Here is a 19,077-nt window from a genome sequence, read left to right on the forward strand (position 1 = left end):
TCCGGGGCCAGGGCGGCGGCGAGCCGCCAGGCGGCCGGACGGTTCTCGTCGCGCAGGGCCGCCAGCGCGCCCAGGACGGGCCGCCGGTGTTCCTCCGGGACCCCGGCGGCGGCACGTTCGTGCAGCTGGGCGCCCTCGGCCAGGACCAGATCGCTGTCGATCCCCGCCGGGATCTTGATCCGGGCGTGGTGCCGCCAGGTGGTGAGCGGGTCCGACCACGCCTCCACCGTGTAGGTCCAGCGCCCGGGTTCTCCCGCGCTGACCGTGGCGCCCCAGCGGTCGGTGCCGGGGGCGAGTTCCCGCATCGGCGTCCAGGGGCCGGCCCGGCCCTCCGGGTCCCGCAGCACCACGTTCGCCGCGACGGCGTCGTGACCCTCCCGGAACACGGTGGCCGACACCTCGAAGGACTCCCCGGTCACGGCCTTGGCGGGCCTGCGGCCGTGCTGGACCACGGGACGTACGTCGAGGACGGGGATGCGGCCCACGGTGGTGGCCGCGTCCGGGGAGGACCGCTCCCCGGCGACGGGCTCGGCGGCGGCGCCGGACGGCGGCACGCCCTTCCTGCCCGTGGTCTTCCTGCCTGCTGCCTTGCTCGTGCTGCTTGTCGGGGGTGCTGACGAATGGTGCGTGGCGGGCATGACCGCTCCTGTCCGCTTCAACGTGGGTGTGGGCGGATGGATGTGGGGAGGTGGGTCCTGCGGCAGTGCTGTGGTGCGCCTGTGGGGTGTGTACCGGAGGAGCCTTCCCACCCGGTTCGGGTGGGCAATCCGGCACTTTGTTAACTACCCACGCGTATGTCTACGCACAAGACCGGTCCCTTTTTCCAGGTGCCCGGTGACCGGGTGTTGACGCACCCTCCGACACCCCGGCGGGCACGTCCCCACCGACCGCGCGGTAACCACTACCGTCGGAGGCGACGACGAGACGTACAGCTCGGTGCGTCTCACCGCAACGCGTCCCGAGGTAGGAATGTGAAGGCGATCCGTCGGTTCACCGTCCGTCCCGTTCTCCCCGACCCCCTCCGGCCGCTGAGCGACCTGGCGCGAAATCTGCGCTGGTCCTGGCATGCGGAAACACGTGACCTGTTCCAGTCCGTCGACGCCGAGGCCTGGGCCGCGGCCGGCGGCGACCCGGTACGGCTGCTGGGCAGCGTGCGGCCGGCGCGGCTGGCCGAGCTGGCCGGGGACCGGCGGTTCCTGCGCCGCCTCACCGCGGTCGCCGACGACCTCGACGACTATCTGACCGGCGAGCGCTGGTACCAGTCCCAGTCGGGCGGCCTGCCCGCCGCCGTCGCCTACTTCTCCCCGGAGTTCGGCATCACCGCCGCGCTCCCCCAGTACTCCGGCGGCCTCGGCATCCTCGCGGGTGACCACCTGAAGGCGGCCAGCGACCTCGGGGTCCCGCTGATCGGGGTCGGACTGCTGTACCGGCACGGCTACTTCCGGCAGACCCTGTCCCGGGACGGCTGGCAGCAGGAGCACTATCCGGTGCTCGACCCCAACGAGCTGCCGCTCACCCAGCTGAAGGAGCCCGACGGCACTCCGGCCGGGGTCTCGCTCGCGCTGCCGGGCGGCAGGGCGCTGCGCGCCCGGATCTGGCTGGCGCAGGTCGGCCGGGTGCCCCTGCTGCTGCTCGACTCGGACGTGGAGGAGAACGACTTCGGCGAACGCGGGGTGACCGACCGGCTCTACGGCGGCGGCAGCGAACACCGGCTGCTCCAGGAGATGCTGCTCGGTATAGGAGGTGTGCGGGCCGTGCGGACGTACTGCCGGCTCACCGGGCACCCGGTGCCGGAGGTGTTCCACACCAACGAGGGGCACGCGGGGTTCCTCGGCCTGGAGCGGATCTCCGAACTGTGCGCCGACGGACTGGACTTCGACTCGGCGCTGGAGGCCGTGCGGGGCGGGACGGTGTTCACCACGCACACCCCGGTCCCGGCCGGCATCGACCGCTTCGACCGGGAGCTGGTCGGCCGGCACTTCGGCCTGGACGCCGAACTCCCCGGCATCGACGTGCAGCGGATCCTGGCCCTGGGCATGGAGACCTACCCGGGCGGCGAACCGAACCTGTTCAACATGGCGGTGATGGGGCTCCGGCTGGCCCAGCGGGCCAACGGGGTGTCGCTGCTGCACGGGCAGGTCAGCCGGGGCATGTTCGCGGGGCTGTGGCCGGGATTCGACGCCGAGGAGGTGCCGATCACCTCCGTGACCAACGGGGTGCACGCGCCGACCTGGGTGGCGCCGGAGGTGCTGCGGCTCGGCGCCCGGCAGATCGGCGCCCAGCGGGCCGAGGACGCGCTGTCCGTCGGCGGTTCCGAGCGCTGGGACTCGGTCGCGGACATCCCCGACCAGGAGATCTGGGAGCTGCGCCGTACCCTGCGCGAACAGCTGGTGCTGGAGGTGCGGGAGCGGCTGCGTGTCTCCTGGCGGCAACGTGGCGCCGCCAACGCGGAGTTGGGCTGGATCGACGGGGTCCTGGACCCGGACGTGCTGACGATCGGCTTCGCGCGCCGGGTGCCGTCGTACAAGCGGCTGACGCTCATGCTGCGCGACCGCGACCGGCTGATGGAGCTGCTGCTGCACGAGGAGCGGCCGGTGCAGCTCGTGGTCGCGGGCAAGGCGCACCCGGCGGACGACGGCGGCAAGCGGCTGGTGCAGGAGCTGGTGCGGTTCACGGACGACCCGCGTGTGCGGCACCGGATCGTGTTCCTGCCCGACTACGGCATGGCGATGGCGCAGAAGCTCTACCCGGGCTGTGACATCTGGCTGAACAACCCGCTGCGGCCCCTGGAGGCGTGCGGCACGAGCGGGATGAAGGCGGCGCTCAACGGCTGCCTCAACCTCTCGGTGCTGGACGGCTGGTGGGACGAATGGTTCCAGCCGGACTTCGGCTGGGCCATCCCGACCGCCGACGGCGCCGCCACCGAACCCGACCGCCGGGACGACATCGAGGCGGCGGCCCTGTACGACCTTCTGGAGCAGCGGATCGCGCCGCGCTTCTACGAGCGCGGGCGCGGCGGGCTGCCCGACCGGTGGATCGAGATGGTCCGCCAGACCCTGTCCCTGCTCGGCCCGAAGGTGCTGGCCGGCCGCATGGTCCGCGAGTACGTCGACCGGCTCTACGCCCCCGCCGCCCAGGCGCACCGCGCGCTGGCCCCGGACACCGCGCGGGACCTGGCCGAGTGGAAGGCCCGGGTGCGGGGCGCCTGGCCGGGGGTGAGCGTCGACCACGTCGAGACGACCGCGACGACCGCGACGGCGGAGCTGGGCACGACGGTCGGCCTGCGCGTCCGGGTGGCCCTCGGCTCGCTGACCCCGGACGACGTGGAGGTCCAGGCGGTGTCCGGCCGGGTGGACGCGGAGGACCGCATCACGGATGCGACGGTGGTCCCCCTCAAACCGACCGGCACCCCCGACCTCGAGGGCCGCCTCGTCTACGAGGGCCCCCTCTCCCTGGACCGCACCGGCCCCTACGGCTACACGGTCCGCATCCTCCCCACCCACCGCCTCCTCGCCTCCGCCGCGGAACTGGGCCTGGTGACGGTGCCCTCGGAGGAGGTGGTGGAGGGGGCCGGGATGCTGCTGCGGTGAGATGAGCGCCGGGAGGCACCTTCGGCTCAGGACGCGCGGTGCGTTCCGGGGCCGGAGGTGCCGGCGCATTTCAGGGCCGGGGGACACCTTCGGTTCAGGACGCGTGGTGCGTTCCGGAGTTGGTGCCGGCGCCCTTCAGGGCCGGGAGGCACCTTCGGTTCAGGAGGCGTGGTGCGTTCCGGGGCCGGAGGTGCCGGCGCCCTTCAGGGCCTGGAGGAAGGGGGCGAAGGCGGTGGCGGGGAAGGTGAGGGGCGTTCTGGCGGGGTCCTTGGAGTCACGGACGGCTATGTGGGTGGGGCCCTTCGCGACCTCCACGCAGGCGTCTCCCTGCCCGCCGCCGGAGAAGGAGGACTTCTGCCAGGTGCCGGGGGTCAGCATGTTTCACAGCTCCTTCGCCAGGCGGTGAATGAAGTCACGCGAGCGATCAGGTTCGAGTGATGCTGCCTCCACCCTACGGAAGAGCGTTCGATACCGGCTGAGCTGGGCCTCGGCATCGATGTAGACGGGACCGTTCGGGCCGTCACGGACAACAGTGTCCAGCTTGGGCACCGGGCCACCCGCATAGACCATGGCGCTACCGGCACCGCCGAAGTCGTCCAGGTCGAAGGGGATGACACGCACGGTGACGTGGTCGGACTCGGAGAGTTCCAGGACTCGGTTGAGCTGACCGCGTGCCGTGGGGCGGTCCCCGACCCTGATCCGCAGAGCCGCCTCGTGGATCACTGCCTCGTAGGGGACAGGTTCCGCACGCTCGATGATGACCCTGCGCTTCATCCGATGCTCGACCCAGAGGTCCACATCGCTGCCCGAGAACTCCGGGTTGACGTAGGAGAAGAGACGCCGGGCGTAATCGGCGGTCTGGAGAAGCCCTGGAACGTGCAGGAACTCCACATCCCATCGGTAAGTGGCGTGGTGCTCCAACTCGGGCAGATCGAGGAAGGGCGTCGGTAGTTGGCCCCGGTACTCCTCCCACCAGCCCTGCGTACGATCGGAGGCGACTGCGGCCAGGGCGTCGATCAACTCTTGGTCCCGGCAAGCGTAGTTGCCCGCCATCCGACGCAGGCGTTGCTCGCTGACTCCTGAGGTGCCGGCCTCGATCTGGCTGATCTGAACGGAGTTCACGCCGAGCATCGCAGCCGCCTCCCGGGAGCTGAGCCCCGCTGCCTCGCGAAGCCTGCGCAGTTCCACGGCCAGCCGCAGTTGTCGCGCGGTGGGTTCGCGCTTGGTGCCCATCGGTGCTCCTCGCTGCAACGCACGTGCCGTCGTGACCCGTTCGTGTTCAGATTACGGGACTGGCTTGCTTGCCCTTAATTCTAATGTCTACCGTCGGTGACGTACCGCTTGCACAGCGGAAGTGCACCTCGCCGCTCTGCCACGGCACCCGCGGCGGGGCCACCGCGCGTGCGAAATCCCCTGTCATCGAACGGAGTTGCTGACGCATGCCCGAAAACGAGCCCTGGGACTACACGCTCTACATCCCGAACGACTTGAGAGCGGTGACGGTATGCCGCCGCACCCTGCGCCTCATCCTCACGCTGCACGGGCTGATCGGCCTGGTGGACACCGCGGAGCTGCTGGCGACGGAGCTGGTGTCGAACGCCGTGCGGCACACGAAGGGGCCGGCGGCGCTGAGGGTGCGCCGGACCCGGGAGGGGGTGGTGTGGATCGGGGCGTGGGACACGGACCCGGCGCCACCCCCTCCGCCCCGGATGCCGGGCCTGGCCGCAGGGCTGGAGGAGGAGGGGCGGGGTCTGGGCCTGGTGCGGGCGTGTGCCGACGGGTGGGGCTGGCAGCCGTCGGCGCGTTTCGGGGACCGGGGGAAATTCGTGTGGTGCGAACTTGCGGCGGCGTAGCTCGTTGATCACGTCGTACGGAAAGGAGAGCTGATGGTCGGCTCGTCGCACGAGGCGCTGCACCGGATCTTCCAGAAGGACCCGGCGCTGCTGACGAGGGCGTTACAGAAGGTCCTGCACGTGCCGTTCCCCGAACCGCGGGAGATCGCGGCGCTGAACGTGGACCTCACCGAGATCGAACCGGTGGAACGGCGGGTGGACACGCTGCTGCGGGCGGAGACGGACGAGGGCACGTACCTGCTGGTGGTCGAGTCCCAGGGGAAGGCGGACGAGCGGAAGCGGGGCAGCTGGCCGTACTACCTGTCCTACCTGTACGAGAAGTACCGATGCGAGCCGGTGCTGATCGTGATCACACAGAGCAGTGCCACGGCGAAATGGGCCTCGCGGCCGATCCGGCTCGGTTTCCCGGGCTGGGACTCGCTGACGGTGCGTCCGCTGGTGCTGGGCCCGGACAACGTGCCGGTGATCGCGGACGAGCGGCAGGCGGAGCGGGACGTACCTCTCGCAGTGCTGTCGGCCATGACACACGGGCGTGGTCCGAAGGCCCCGGCCATACTGGAGTCCCTGGCATCCGCCCTGCGGACCATCGACCCCGACAGTGCCGCGGTCTTCGTGCAGTTCGTCGACTCATGCCTGGCCGACCCCCAGGCGAAGCAGATGTGGAGGGACCTGATGACGGCGATCCAGTACTTCTGGCGACACCCACTGGCGGAGCAGGTGCGCGAGGAGGGGAGAGAGCAGGGGCGGGCGGAGGCCAAGGCTGAGATGATCCTGCACGTCCTGCAATGGCGCGGCATTCCAGTGCCCGACGCTGTCCGTGAGCGAGTCGAAGCGTGCACGGACCTGGACCAGCTGGAGGCCTGGGCTCAGCGGGCGGTGCACGCCACGGAGGCGGGGGAGCTGTTCACCGGGGAGTGAACGGGTGACCGTTGGGCCACTCGCTTCTCGGCCAGTGTCGTGCTTCCGCGAGCCGCGTCAAGGGCGCTCCCGTTCCGCTGCGCTCCACTCCCGCGTCGCCTTCGGCGATGGCCCTCCGGGCCACCCTTGACCCGGCCCGCTCCAGCACGGGGGAAGAAGCGAGCGAGCGGCCCGGAAGGGCGGTGGCCCAGCCCGGCACCGGGCCCTTGGGTGGGCCGAGGGCGTGCCGTAGGCGGAGGAGGCGCGGTCGCGTCTCGCATGGACGCCGGGGGCGTTCAGCGGACCACGGGCAGTGGGGGTGCGCGGTCGCGTCTCGCATGGACGCGGGTGGGCATGGCGGGGTGCGGCCGGTGGGTGGCGGTGCACGGGCCGCGCCTCACGGGAACGACGTGCCGGTGCGCAGCAGCCGGTCGCCCGGGCACGCCGAGTCCGGTGGCGGCTTGCGGCTCGTGGATGGAGGGCAGTGGTGATTGGCAGATGTGTGCCAGAGGGGGAGGGGTAAACCCGCTGGCAGGGGACTGGGGACGCCATGACGTGTGGCACGGATCTGCCAAATAGTCCGCGATCGCGGGGATGGGGGCTGATCAGCGGAAGGGGATGTTGAGCCAGGGGCTGCCGGGGCCGGACACGAGGATGCGGTGGGCCTTGACCATGTTCTGGTACCAGCTGCCGAACTCTTCTTCGTCGAAGTGGAGGGAGCGCCCGAGGATGAAGCCGGCGGCGAAGTCCTGCCACGACTTGTAGGCCAAGGCGGAGGCCCGCCCGGCCTGGATGACGGCGGACTCGGCCTCCTTCAAGGTCCCGAAACGGGCCGCGAGCCCCCACCGGGCCATGTTCGAGGCGCGCCCGAGATCCCAGGCGGCGACGGACGAGACGTACTGGTTTTCACCCAGGACACCGTCGGCGCGCATACGGGCCTCGTAGCGGGTGATCCGCCCGATGAGTCGTTGCACCCCCTCGATACCGGCCTCGACCTCGGACTCGGGCCGGGGTTCGGTCTTGGTGACGCCGTCCTCAGTGACCACGGCGGAGCCCTGGGAGTTCGCGCGGATGACGTTGGCCACGGACTGCTTCCAGTACCCCACGTCGACATGTCCGCCGAAGTCCCGGGCGATGGTGCGGCGCAGACCCATGGCGAAGTCCCATACCCTGCTGTGGGATTCAGCGGCGAGCAGGCCATTGAGAGCGGACAGCCACTCCTCGCGACTGGTGATGCCCCACCACTCCCGTAACTGTTTTCGTTCCCTGGGATAGCCCTCGCCGTGCGAGGCCATGCCGTTCCAGAAGGAATCGTTGTTCACGCACAGGAGGGCCCCACAGGCGAGGCCGTGGGCGGCGGGGCCGTACAGGGGGCCGCCGATACGAAGAGTGCGAAGGCGCGGCGACTGCTCCTGGGCGGGAGCCTGCTCCCCGTACCGGGCCCACGCCGCCGAGTGCGGGGGCGCCGAAGGGAGGAATGCCTCGCAAGGACTTCCGGGGCTGATGACGATCACCGGTGGATCGGTCGGCTGCCACACTTTGGCGAACCATTCCAGGTAGTTCCAGTCGAACACCCGGTGGGGTTCCGGCGCGGGCAGCATGCCCTCGGTGTACACGGCCCAGATCCGCCCGCCGGCGACGCGCGGGTCGTACCCGAAGACGGCGTACGTCGCGCTGGGTGTGGCATCCGCCTTGTCCTTCTGTATCTCGAAGAACAGCCTGCTATGCGCGAGCGTCCCGAAATACGCCGCCCAGTCCTCACGCGACTTCGCCTCGAACAGCGCCGGCTCGACCTCGGACGGAGGGGTCCAGGCGGAGGGCGGGGGTGGGGGAAAACCACCAGGCGGCGGACCGAACGTCACGGAATCCTTACCCTCTCGTCGAAGTCACACTGTTGCGGACTGTGATGATAGCTCCCGCTCTACAGGTCGTTGGTATCGTCACTCGGCGGACGGCATCTTGCCGAATCTTCCGATTTGGCTGATTCTTGTCTGCCATTCAGATACCTCGTGCCCCTCTTCGTCGACTGTGGATCGAGGTTCCATAAAGCGCCAAGGCTCGGAGGGGTCGAATTCTTCTGCCAGATCTTCGAGGAAAATGATCGAGTTCTGAACATGGGCGTTATCCCCGGACCTGTAGAGGGGCCAGCAGAAAATGAAGTTGATGTTCGCTGGGTCCGTGATGGATGAAATGAGACACGATGTGGCATCGTCTTCGCTTTCAAGCACTCTCAGGGACTGGGCCCAGCTTGTCTGATATTGCCCCACGTCCCAATAAGTCAGATCCATGGGAAAGGTCTCTTCGAAGTCTCCCACCGTGATGCACCCGATGGCGCCCTCGCCCGCTACGGCTCCGGATGCGGACGGCGCGGACAGCACCCGGATGGAAAAGGTGTCACTTTTTGATGTAGTTGAGGTCGCCTGTGGGCGGGGGAGCGACGCCGGTTGCCTTGGGGTGCGGGTCGGCCGGGAGCCGGGTGCCGAAGCAGTCGAAGTCACCATCGGTGACCGGCCCGTGAGGCCGTTCGCGTCGGGTGGGATTGGGCCACTAAGCATTTTCCGCTCGATTGAATGCGGTCCAGATATCGTCAACCGCTGCTCGCAGTTCTGCGTCGGACAGATCTCCTGGCTCGGCAAGATCGGGATCGACCGAGTAGTCCTCGAGAGTCATGAAGACCTGGTCGAACAGTTCCGCTAGGGGCCCTTGGACTCGTTCGCCTTTTGCTTGGGAGGCACGTCGGGCCTCCCACCAGCCATGAGCGAAGTCCGGTGCGGGCAGATTGGCCTGCGCGAAATCGTTCAGTAGCGCCAGTTGACGCGCTGCCGAACTCTGTGGGTCGACCTCAGCCGGATGAGACCACGCCGAGTGCGCTGGCGGGTAGGAGGCTGCCGTTACCGTCAGGGACGGGTGCCGGTCCGCGAGGGCGCGTGCCTGACGACCAAAACGTGCCCGTGCCGCGTCGACGCCTTCACCGACAGCCGCGGACATGAAAGTGGCAGTCCCAGCCACCAAAACGTAGCCCGGCTCCGGGAAAAGGACGGCCCCATCTCGCCGGGGCGTCCACAGGAGTGACGGTGGGCCAATGTCAGCTCTGTCCGCCCACACGGGAAGTTGGATCGCTCGGATCACTGGCGCGCCGGTGCCGGCGAGTTCAGCGCAGACGACGTGCGAGGCTCCGACGGCACGGCTGCCAGCCGTCACCCGGCGGCTCAGGGCGGCGTCCAGCTGCGTACCCACCGAGACTGGAGTCACTGTCTTGTCATGAAGCCAGTACGGGTTGAAGGTCAGGTCGTCACCCAGGAGGGCCGCGACATCTGCTAGTTCTTCTCCTGAATACGTCACCACAGAAATCCTTTGTCGACGATGCCTTGGAACTGCTTGTCCCCCAGTTTCCAAGCCGACCAGAACCTGCCGTCGGAGTGAAGCATTACCATCTTCTGCGATGCCGGGTCAATGAAGCCGATGGCTGGCCCCTGATTCCTGTAGTTGAAGCGATAAACCTTAGTGTCGCTATCGGTCATATGCTCGCGCATGGACTCTTCGAATCGATTCAGATTGGCTTTGTTCAGATTGCCTGGAGCGTCCAAGAAGTCACTCGCATGCGCGTGAAACTTCTTACTCATGACCTTCTGGCTGGAAAAGTCAGCTTTTTCGGCCCACGCGGACCGCGAACACGGAGAGAGCCCCAGAGGGTCGGTCCAGGTGTGCGGATTGTGGACGTAGGCCGTGGGGTTGGGCGCGGGAGTGAGCCCGAGCGGGTCGTGGGTGAGGTAGCGGGCGGCATCTGGGTCGTAGTGGCGGAAGTAGTTGTAGTGGAGGCCCGTTTCCGGGTCGTAGTACTGGCCTGGGAAGCGTAGGGGTGTGATGCGTTCGGTTTGGGTCAGGGGGCGTAGGCCCTGGTGGTCCCAGGTGATGGTGACCGGGTTCGGGAGGTCCTCGGACGTTGTGGTTTGTTCGCAGAGTGTTGTGCCGTCCCAGGTGAAGTCCACCCGCTCCACGATCGTTTCACCGTCGTCCGCCATGCGGAGCTTTGACGTGCGGCGGCCCAGGGGGTCGTAGGTGTAGCGCCAGCGGGTGCCGTCCGGGGTGATGACCGAGGTTAGGTGGTCCTCCGCGTCCCATTCGTAGCGCCAGGTGTCCGGCTTCCTCGATAAGCGGGTCTTCTGGCGGAGCGTGATGCGGCCCAGGGCGTCGTGTTCGTAGCGGATGTTGCCGGCTCGGGTGATGCGGGTTCCCACGTAGGAGCGGGGGCCCGTTGCCTCGCCGCCCGGGTGGTCCGACGGCCAGTTCGCCTCCGTCTGGTTGCCCGCCTCGTCGTATGCGTACCGCTCCGTCCAGCCCGACGCGTGCACCGCCGTCGAAGGACGAGACTCCGCCGATCGGGTCGGTGTGGCTGGTGCAGTTGCCCTCGCCGTCGTACGTCCAGGTCTCGGTCGTGCCGTCGGGGGCCGTGCGGCGGGTCAGCCATCCCTCGGTCGACCACTCCAGGCGGGTCGTGGCGCCGGTGGGGTCGGTGATCGCGGTCGGGAGGCCGAGGGCGTTCCGTGCGTAGCGGGTGGTCGCGCCCAGTGGGTCCGTCACCTCCACGGGGAGGCCCACGCGGTCACAGAGGACGTGCGTCGTGTTGCCCAGCGGGTCCGTCACCGACGTCAGGTGTCCGGCCTCTGTCCAGGTGAAGAGGGTCGTCTGGCCTGCCTGGTCCGTGACCGACGTGCGGTTGCCCCGGTCGTCGTACGTCTGGCGAACCACCGTGCCGTCGGGGTTGACCACCTTCACTGGGAGGCCGAGGTCGTTGTACTCCGCCTTCGACTCGCGGCCGTCCGGGCGGGTCACCCGCGTGAGGTTGCCCGCCTCGTTGTACTCGAAGGTGGTCGAGTGGCCCAGGGGGTCTGTCGTCGACAGCAGGCGGTTGTAGCGGTCGCGGACGTAGTGCGTGGTCGCGCCCACGGCGTCCGTCTCGGCGATGACCTGGCAGCGGCGGTTGATCAGGTAGTGGGTGGTGTGGCCGTGGGAGTCGGTGATGGTCGTCGTGTGCTCGCCGGTGTCCGGGTCGGCCGGGCCGTAGGTGAACGTGGAGCGGAGGTGGCCGGCGGCACCGGACTGGTGGGTGCACCGGTCCTCGTCGTCGTAGACGTAGGTGAAGTGACTGCCGTTGGTGTCCGTCCAGGAGGTGATGCGGCCGTCTTCGTCGTAGCCGAAACGGGTGGGGCGGCCGGAGGAGTTGACGACCTCCGTGAGGTGGCCGTCGGTGTAGCGGTACCGGGTCAGCTCCTGGTCGGTGCCGTCCGGGGCCGCGCCTGCCAGGTGCAGGGCGGTGACACGGCCGGCGGCGGTCGACAGCAGCAGGCGGTGACCGCCGCTGTGGACGATGGCCGAGGGTGTCCCCGCAGCGTCGTACTCGAAGGTGATCCAGTTGCCGTTGCGGTCGTCGAGCTGTTCCAGGAGTGCCAGGCCGCAAGAGCGGTCGGTGAAGTGTCGTACCTGGCCGGACTCGGGGTCGGTGAGGGTGTAGCCGTCGTCAGTGCGGTCCAGTGGCCAGCGTGGGCCGTGACTGGGCAGGGTCGGTATCCCGGGGGCCGGGTGGGGGTAGGCGAGTGTCACTCCGTCCTCGCCGACGAAGACGACGCCCTCCACGTCGATCTCCAGGCGCTGGTCGAGCGTGGAGGACCAGGCCGGGCCGAACCAGCCGCCGAGCCGGTACGACGACTCGAACTGGCGCTTGACCAGGAAGGGCAGCGTGCCGGGCAGGGAGACGTCGGTGGCCGGCAGCACCATCCGGCCGGTCGCGACGTCGACCGGGTCCTTCTCGCAGACCTTCTCGAGCGGGCGCCGCGAGACGTCCTCCGCGTCTTTTTCGACCGCGTTCCGGGCGGTCTTACGCATCCCCTGTTCGGCGAGTCCCTCCGCTCCCTCCTTCAGGCCGAGTCGCAGTCCGCCCCTGGCCAGTCCTGCGCCCTTGGTGCCGGCCATCTCGGGGAACATGCGGCCGAAGAACTCCGAGGGGTCCTTCTTGAAGCCGTCCACGGATGCCTGGACGGCGCGCTCGGGGTGGGAGACGGTGGAGACCAGGCCGGCCAGTGTCATGTTGACGTTCTGCAGGTAGGCGGCCGGGTGGGTGAGGTTGTAGGGGGCCATCGGGTTCAGGCCGCGGACGAAGTTGTACAGGCCGGCCGTGCCCTTCAGCGCGCCGCCCGCCACATGGGTCAGTTCGGTGGCGGCGCCCTGGAAGCCGTCTTCGAGGTTGCTGCCGAGACGGTCCAGGGGCGGGGGCTCGGCCGGCGCGTGGGCCAGGGCCGCCCTGACCTTGCCCTGGGCCTCGGAGGCGGCGGTGTTGCGCTGCTTGCGGGCCTCGGCCAGCTTGTGGTGAGCGGACCGCACGTCGGCCTTGCCGGGGTCCTCGAACGGCCCGGGCTTCGGGCCGGGTTCCTCGCCCGCCTCGGCCTTGGCGTTGTACGACTCCACCTTCTGCCGGTGGGTCTCGAAGGCGTCCTTGGACGCCTTCACGCCCTTGTTGTAGAGCGCCACGGCCTCCTCGGCCTGTCCTTGCGCCCACTGCACGGTGTCGGCGTAGGACTCCAGCGCCCCGGCGGCAGTCGTGCAGGCCTGCGCGGCCTGTGCCCACTTCGTTGGGTGCACACCGAACTTCTCGCGGAAGGCGTCACCGCCCTCACCCTTCCAGCCGGAGGAGTCGACCTTCTTCAGCCCCCGGCCGACCTTGTCGAACGCGGCGTGGAAGTCCCGTAAGTGCTTGGCGCTGGCCCGGATCTTCGACGGGCTGCCGTGGACGAGCTCGTCGGCCTCGTCGGTCTCGCCGAGCTGCTGCTCACCCGGCGTCGCGCCCAGGTCGGAGGCGACCCCGTCAGCCCAGTCCTCCACCACGTCGGCCCATTTGTGCGCCCCCACGTAGTCCAGAAACCGTCACCGATCTTGTCGGTGGTGTAGTCGACGCCCTCGCCGAGGAGTTTCTTGCCGCCGTCGAGGAGTCTCTCGCCGCCGCCGAGCAGCGAGTTGGTCACATGCCTCCACGTACTGGTCGGTCTCGTAGTACGTGCCCGCCGCCAGGCCCGTCTTCTCGGCGAACCCGTTGCCCTCGTCGATCAGCGACCGCACCCCCCACTCCCAGCGATCGCAGAACGACGTGAACTCGTCCGTCAGGCCCTCGTGCCCCAGCTCCAGCCCGGACAGCGCGATGTCGGAGAAACCCCGCCCGGCCCCGGCCGTGCCGACCATGCCCAGCTCCCTCAGCTCGGCCAGCGCGTCGGTCAGGCCCTTCGCGATCAGACCGAGCCCCTCCGTCGCCAGGTCCTTCCCCCCGCCCCCGCTCATGCCAGGTCCCCCGCCCCGCCGTCGACGTCCACCGCCACCTCGTCCGGCACGACCCCGCGCACCGGCGGAAACACCATCCCGTCCGCACCGTCCGCACAGTCCAGCGCCACCCCGCACGGCACCCCCGCCGCGGGAACGGCCGCGTCCAGCAGACGCGCGCCGAGGACCGTCCGATACCGCCACTCCCGGGCGGCCTCACCGCGCGCCACCGCGTAACGGGCCAGCGCCTGCTCGTCGGAGAACGCCAGGATGAAGCGGACACCGTTGAAGTCGGCCGTCAGCAGGCCGCGTTCGGTGTCCGGGCCCGGACCGTCGCCCAGCGGCACCAGGACCGGGGTGCGGCGGAACTCGCCCAGCAGGACCGCGAACGCCCGGCGCCTTCGCTCGGTGGCGTTCGAGGCGTCGGACCGGGTTGCCGCACGCTCGGGCAAACCGGTGCCCTCGGAGGCCTCCGGCGCCGGCGCGTTCCGCTGGCCGGTATGGGCCAGGTGCGTGTACTCGTACAGTCGTGACCTTGGTATTTGCGACGCGGGTCCGGCGTCGCCCCCGTGCTCGTCCACGGCCGGATCATCACATCGGCGTGTTCTGGATCGCAACGCGAGCGGGAGGCCAGGTGAGCAGGACGACCGAAAGTCGACCTGTGCGCACGGGGCGAGACGGCATCGCATGCCCCGTTTCCGGCCCCGAAGCGCAGTTCCGTGCGGCAGTCACGGACGCCCGGGGCGGCACAGCTGTCGGCGGGGGAGGAGGGTCATGCCTCGGACAGGTCGGCGCACAGTTTTCGTAGGACCGTTCCGCAGCGGCGGGCGTAGGCGTGTTGCAGGCCGCGGGTCGCCGGGCCGCCCGCGCGGGCGTACCACTTGGCGGCGCGGCTGAACGCGGCGACCGTGAGCCAGACCGTGCCGTCTCCGGTGCGGTCGACCACGAAGGCCTCCTCGCCGCACTCGGGGTGGCCTTCGAGGGTGCCGTAGGCCCATCCGGCGCGGCGGGGCTCCTCGGCCGTCCAGATGATGCGGCAGGGGGCCTTGATGACGCCGGCCAGGGTGACCGTGACATCGACCCCGGGGGCCGCACGGTCGGCCGTGGCGTCGATGCCGACGCCCAGCGCGCGGTGCATCTCCCAGGTCAGGACCGCCTCGGCGGCCCGCTGGAACACCTCCCGGCCTTCGCCGAGGCGGGTGCGGACGAGCATGGGGTGGAAGCCGGGCGGGCAGAAGGTCGGATCGTCGCGGGTCGCGCCGACCGGCTCGTAGGTGAAGGGCGCCGAGGACATGGGTCACAAGGGTAGGGCGGCACCCGGAAGGTCTTCTTCCCGGGTGCCGCCCTCAGTCGACTCGGCGAGGGTCAGGCGACGTTGACCGCCGACCAGGCCGCCGCGACGGCCTTGTACTCGGTGCTGGTGGAGCCGTACAGCGCGGACGCCGCGTTCAGGGTCGCCGTGCGGGCGGCCTTGTAGTTGGTCGTCGACGTCATGTACGTCGTCAGCGCCTTGTACCAGATCTGCAGCGCCTTGGCGCGGCCGATGCCGGTGACGGTGGAGCCGTTGGAGGTCGGCGAGTTGTAGGTCACGCCGTTGATCGTCTTCGAACCGCTGCCCTCCGCGAGGAGGTAGAAGAAGTGGTTCGCGACGCCGGACGAGTAGTGCACGTCCTTGTTGCCGACGGTGGAGGACCAGTAGTCCGCCGAGCCGCCGTCCTTGCTGGGCTTGTCCATGTAGCGCAGCGGGGTGCCGTCGCCGTTGATGTCGATCTCCTCGCCGATGAGGTAGTCACCGACGTCGTTGGAGTTGTTCGCGAAGAACTCGACACCCGTGCCGAAGATATCCGAGGTGGCCTCGTTCAGGCCGCCGGACTCGCCCGAGTAGTCCAGGCCCGCGGTGTTGGAGGTGACACCGTGGCTCATCTCGTGGCCGGCCACGTCCAGCGAGGTGAGGGGGCTCACGTTGCCGGAGCCGTCGCCGTAGGTCATGCAGAAGCAGCTGTCGTCCCAGAAGGCGTTGACGTACTGGGTGCCGTAGTGGACGCGCGAGTAGGCGCCGACGCCGTCGTTCTTGATGCCGCTCCGGCCGAAGGTGCTCTTGTAGAAGTCCCAGGTCTCCTGGGCGCCGTAGGCGGCGTCCACGGCGGCCGTCTGGTCCGTCGAGGAGCTGGAGGCGCTGCCCGTGCCCCACACGTTGTCCGCGTCGGTGAACAGGGTGCCCTTGCCGGACGTCTTGCGGGCCAGGTTGTAGGTCTTGTGGCCGCCCCGCGTGGAGTCGCTGAGCTGGTACGTCGAGCCCGACAGGGTGGTGGTGAGGCTGACGGTGCCGGAGTAGAGGCTCTTGCCGGTGCCGGTGGCGTTCTCGATGCCCTGGTACTCGTAAAGCTTCTTGCCGGTGGCGGCGTCGGTGATGACGTGCAGCTGGTTCGGGGTGCCGTCGTCCTGGAGGCCGCCGACGACGGTCTCGTAGGCGAGGACGGGCTTGCCGTCGCCGGCCCAGATCACCTTGCGGGCGCCGTCCGCGGCGGTCTTGGCGGAGCCGAGGGTCTTGGCGGCGGACACCGCCTGCTGCTCGGCCTTGGCGGCGGTGACCCGCGGCGTGAGCGAGGCCACCTTGACGGCGGACTTGTTCGCTCTGGTGACGCCCTGGGTCTTGCCGGACTTCGTGTGGACGATCAGGTCGCCGCCGAGCACGGGCAGGCCTGCGTAGGTGCGCTCGTAGCGGGTGTGGAGCGTGCCGTCGGTGTCCTTGACGACGTCCTTGACGACCAGCTTCTCCTTCGCGCCGAGACCTATGTGCTGCGCGGTCTCGGTCGCGCCCGCCTGGGCCTGCTGGATCAGGGTGGTGCGGGCAGCGGCGGACAGCGTGGTCGGGGCCGCCGCGAGCGGCTTCGCGGCGGCGGCTCCGGCCGGGGTCTGGGCGCTGGCACTGGTGGTCACACCGGTGGCGAGGAGGGCTCCGGCCGCGACAGCGGTGGCGATGGCCAGAGAGGTGCGCTTGTGACGCGCGTAGAGGGGGCTCACGCAAGCTCCTTCTTGTGGGGAGTCCAGCCAGAGTGGGGTCACTGGCCGACTGTGTGGGGTGGTGAAGTTGCTGTGCTGCGGCGGGTGGAGAGAGAGTGACATCAGGGGCGCGTACATGTCAGGACCCTGAAGTGATGTTGGCCGAAACTCGACTGTCCGAGAAACGTTTCGGGCATGTGAACGGGCGCTGCCCGAGGGTGTCGAGCCCTCGGGCAACGCCGTGGTTCCGGGCCTGTTGCGTGCGGTTTACGGGAAGGTCAGCTTCCAGCCGTTGATCGTTCCCGTGTCGTACGTGGCCTGATCCTGCACCCGCAACTTCCAGGTTCCGTTCGCCGATTCCGCCGTGGCGTTGACCGTGTAGGTCTCGTTCACGTTGTCCGCCGAGTCGCTGCCGCTGAAGTTCTTCAGGCGGTACGCGGTGCCGGACGGGCCGACGAGGTCGATGACCAGGTCACCACGCCAGGTGTGCGTGATGTCGACCGCCACCTGGAGGTTGCTCGGCGCGTTTCCGGTCCTGCCGGTGACGCTGATGTTCGAGGTGACGGCCGGCCCGTTGTCCGGGACGGACACCGGCGTGGTGTTCTCGTACGACGTACCGCCGCCGCCCCCGCCGCCGGAGCGCGAACCGACCGCGACGCCCGCCCAGGCGTCCTGCACCGCCTTGTACTCGGCGCTGGAGGTGCCGTACAGCTCGCCGGCCGCCGCCAGCGTGCCGGTGCGGGCGCCCGCGTAGTTGGTGGTGGACGTCCACTTGGTGCTCAGCGCCCGGTACCAGATCTGCAGCGCCTTGTCCCGGCCGATGCCGGTGACCGGGAGGTTGTCCGCCGTCGGCGAGTTGTAGCTGACGCCGTTGACGACCTTGGCGCCGCTGCCCTCGCTCAGCAGGTAGAAGAAGTGGTTCGCCGGGCCGGACGAGTAGTGCACGTCGACGCCGCCGATGCCCGAGTACCAGTTGTCCTTGGACGCGCCGTCCTTGCTGGGCTTGTCCATGTAGCGCAGCGGGGTGCCGTTGCCGTTGATGTCGATCTTCTCGCCGACGAGGTAGTCGCCGACGTCGGTGGGGTTGTTCGCGTAGAACTCCACACCGGCGGCCATGATGTCGCTGGTCGCCTCGTTCAGACCGCCGGACTCACCGCTGTAGTTGAGGTTGGCGGTGGCGGAGGTGACGCCGTGGCTCATCTCGTGGCCGGCAACGTCGATCGAGGTCAGCGGCTTGGCGTTGCCGGAGCCGTCGCCGTAGGTCATGCAGAAGCAGCTGTCGTCCCAGAACGCGTTCACGTACGAGTTGCCGTAGTGGACGCGGGAGTAGGCGCCGACGCCGTTGTTCTTGATGCCGCTGCGGCCGAACGTGTTCTTGTAGAAGTCCCAGGTGAGCGCCGCACCGTAGTGGGCGTCCGCGCCGGCCGTGGCGGCGTTGGAGTTGCTCCCGTTGCCCCAGGTGTCGTTGTTCTGCGAGTACAGGGTGCCGGTGCCGGAGGAGCCGTGGTTCAGGTTGTACGTCTTGTGGTTGCCACGCGCCCCGTCGTTGAGCGTGTACGTCGAGCCCGACTGGGTCGTGGTCAGCGTGACCTGCCCGCTGTACTGGGTGTTGCCGATGCCGTTCTTGATGCCCTGGTACTCGTAGAGCTTCTTGCCGGTGGCGGCGTCGGTGATGACGTGCAGCTGGTTCGGGGTGCCGTCGTCCTGGAGGCCGCCGACGACCGTCTCGTACGCCAGCACGGGCTTGCCCGTCGCCGCCCAGATCACCTTGCGGACGGTGTCCGCGGCCGATTTGGTCCCGCCGAGCGCCTTCGCCCGCTGCACGGCCTGCTTCTCCGCCGCGGCCTTCGACACCGCCGGGGTGAGGCCGGCGACCTTCAGCGTGGCCCCGGTGGCCCGGATCACGTCCATGGTCTTGCTCGCCCTGGTCTCCACGATCAGGTCGCCGCCGAGCACCGGCAGGCCGCCGTAGGTGCGCTCGTAGCGGGTGTGGAGCGTGCCGTCGGCGTCCTTGACGACGTCCTTGACGACCAGCTGCTCCTTGCCGCCGAGGCCGATCGATCTGGCGGTGGCGGCCTTCGAGGCGTCGGCGTGGCGTATCAGCTCGGCGCGCTGCGAGGGGGTGAGCTTGACCGCCGCGTGGGCCGGGTTGGCGTGACCGGCCCGCGGCGCCGCCGGAGCGGCGTCGGCCGCGCCGGACTGGACGGCGGCGGCGATCAGGGCGGCGACACCGGCGAGGGCGACGGTGGCGGTGCGGCGGTGCGTGAGGTGGGAGGTGCGTCCGCGAGAGGAATTGCTTCTCAACACTGACTCCTTCTGCGTGACCGCGGCTCGCGCGGCCAGGGGAGACCGGACGGTGGGTTGGGGCGTCCGGGCAGAACAGGGCGTTACGCGGAACCAGGTGCAGGTGCGGGTGCAGGTGCTGAACC

14 protein-coding genes and 1 pseudogene are annotated in these 19,077 nt (G+C 69.3%); 3 read left to right on the forward strand and 12 right to left on the reverse strand.

Going from position 1 to position 19,077, the window contains the following annotated elements:
• A partial coding sequence (locus tag JK361_RS34445; RefSeq protein ID WP_201825931.1) for a maltotransferase domain-containing protein occupies positions 1-638 on the reverse strand: 638 nt, incomplete at its 3' end.
• 333 nt (positions 639-971) lie between these two features.
• Between JK361_RS34445 and JK361_RS34450 the strand changes: the two genes are divergently transcribed.
• Positions 972-3,590, forward strand: a complete 2,619-nt coding sequence (locus JK361_RS34450; RefSeq protein WP_201825936.1) for a glycosyltransferase family 1 protein — start codon at positions 972-974, stop codon at positions 3,588-3,590.
• Positions 3,591-3,749: 159 nt separating this feature from the next.
• Here JK361_RS34450 and JK361_RS34455 read toward each other — a convergent pair whose 3' ends face one another.
• Together JK361_RS34455 and JK361_RS34460 are read right to left on the reverse strand one after the other, a co-directional pair.
• Positions 3,750-3,968 (reverse strand): DUF397 domain-containing protein, encoded by a 219-nt coding sequence (locus tag JK361_RS34455; RefSeq protein WP_201825938.1) that lies wholly within the window; start codon positions 3,966-3,968, stop codon positions 3,750-3,752.
• A gap of 3 nt (positions 3,969-3,971) precedes the next feature.
• Positions 3,972-4,823: a helix-turn-helix domain-containing protein gene (locus tag JK361_RS34460; RefSeq protein WP_201825940.1), complete on the reverse strand. Its 852-nt coding sequence runs from the start codon at positions 4,821-4,823 to the stop codon at positions 3,972-3,974.
• Between the two features lie 206 nt (positions 4,824-5,029).
• On the opposite strand from JK361_RS34460, the gene JK361_RS34465 reads away from it, so the two are divergent.
• Positions 5,030-5,443, forward strand: coding sequence for an ATP-binding protein (locus tag JK361_RS34465; protein ID WP_201825942.1), 414 nt, complete (start codon positions 5,030-5,032; stop codon positions 5,441-5,443).
• A 33-nt stretch (positions 5,444-5,476) separates the two neighbouring features.
• Positions 5,477-6,361, forward strand: coding sequence for an RpnC/YadD family protein (locus tag JK361_RS34470; RefSeq protein ID WP_201825944.1), 885 nt, complete (start codon positions 5,477-5,479; stop codon positions 6,359-6,361).
• Between the two features lie 584 nt (positions 6,362-6,945).
• Here the strand turns inward: JK361_RS34470 and JK361_RS34475 are convergent.
• The 9 genes and pseudogenes from JK361_RS34475 to JK361_RS34515 form a co-directional block, all read right to left on the reverse strand.
• The gene (locus JK361_RS34475) at positions 6,946-8,202 is read right to left on the reverse strand and encodes a DUF1266 domain-containing protein (protein WP_201825947.1); all 1,257 of its coding nucleotides are present in this window, start codon (positions 8,200-8,202) and stop codon (positions 6,946-6,948) included.
• Between the two features lie 78 nt (positions 8,203-8,280).
• Positions 8,281-8,655, reverse strand: a complete 375-nt coding sequence (locus tag JK361_RS34480; protein ID WP_307787387.1) for a hypothetical protein — start codon at positions 8,653-8,655, stop codon at positions 8,281-8,283.
• A 232-nt stretch (positions 8,656-8,887) separates the two neighbouring features.
• Positions 8,888-9,682 (reverse strand): hypothetical protein, encoded by a 795-nt coding sequence (locus tag JK361_RS34485; protein WP_201825949.1) that lies wholly within the window; start codon positions 9,680-9,682, stop codon positions 8,888-8,890.
• Positions 9,679-13,243 (reverse strand): annotated as a pseudogene (locus JK361_RS42465) (putative T7SS-secreted protein). Before JK361_RS42465 ends, JK361_RS34485 begins: the two are co-directional and overlap by 4 nt.
• Before the next feature lie 15 nt (positions 13,244-13,258).
• Positions 13,259-13,666, reverse strand: coding sequence for a hypothetical protein (locus tag JK361_RS34495; protein WP_372448770.1), 408 nt, complete (start codon positions 13,664-13,666; stop codon positions 13,259-13,261).
• Entirely contained in the window at positions 13,663-14,097 is a 435-nt protein-coding gene (locus JK361_RS34500; protein ID WP_236054032.1) for a hypothetical protein, read from the reverse strand. The genes JK361_RS34495 and JK361_RS34500 overlap by 4 nt, the downstream gene beginning before the upstream one ends.
• A 320-nt stretch (positions 14,098-14,417) precedes the next feature.
• Positions 14,418-14,939 (reverse strand): DUF1990 domain-containing protein, encoded by a 522-nt coding sequence (locus JK361_RS34505; RefSeq protein ID WP_201825952.1) that lies wholly within the window; start codon positions 14,937-14,939, stop codon positions 14,418-14,420.
• A 71-nt stretch (positions 14,940-15,010) separates the two neighbouring features.
• A complete protein-coding gene (locus JK361_RS34510; RefSeq protein ID WP_201825954.1) occupies positions 15,011-16,669 on the reverse strand; it encodes a M4 family metallopeptidase in 1,659 nt (552 codons plus the stop codon).
• A 246-nt stretch (positions 16,670-16,915) separates the two neighbouring features.
• A complete protein-coding gene (locus tag JK361_RS34515) occupies positions 16,916-18,952 on the reverse strand; it encodes a M4 family metallopeptidase (RefSeq protein WP_201825956.1) in 2,037 nt (678 codons plus the stop codon).
• Positions 18,953-19,077 lie beyond the last annotated feature (125 nt).

This window comes from Streptomyces musisoli, assembly GCF_016741855.1.
Classification (GTDB): Bacteria; Actinomycetota; Actinomycetes; order Streptomycetales; family Streptomycetaceae; genus Streptomyces; species Streptomyces musisoli.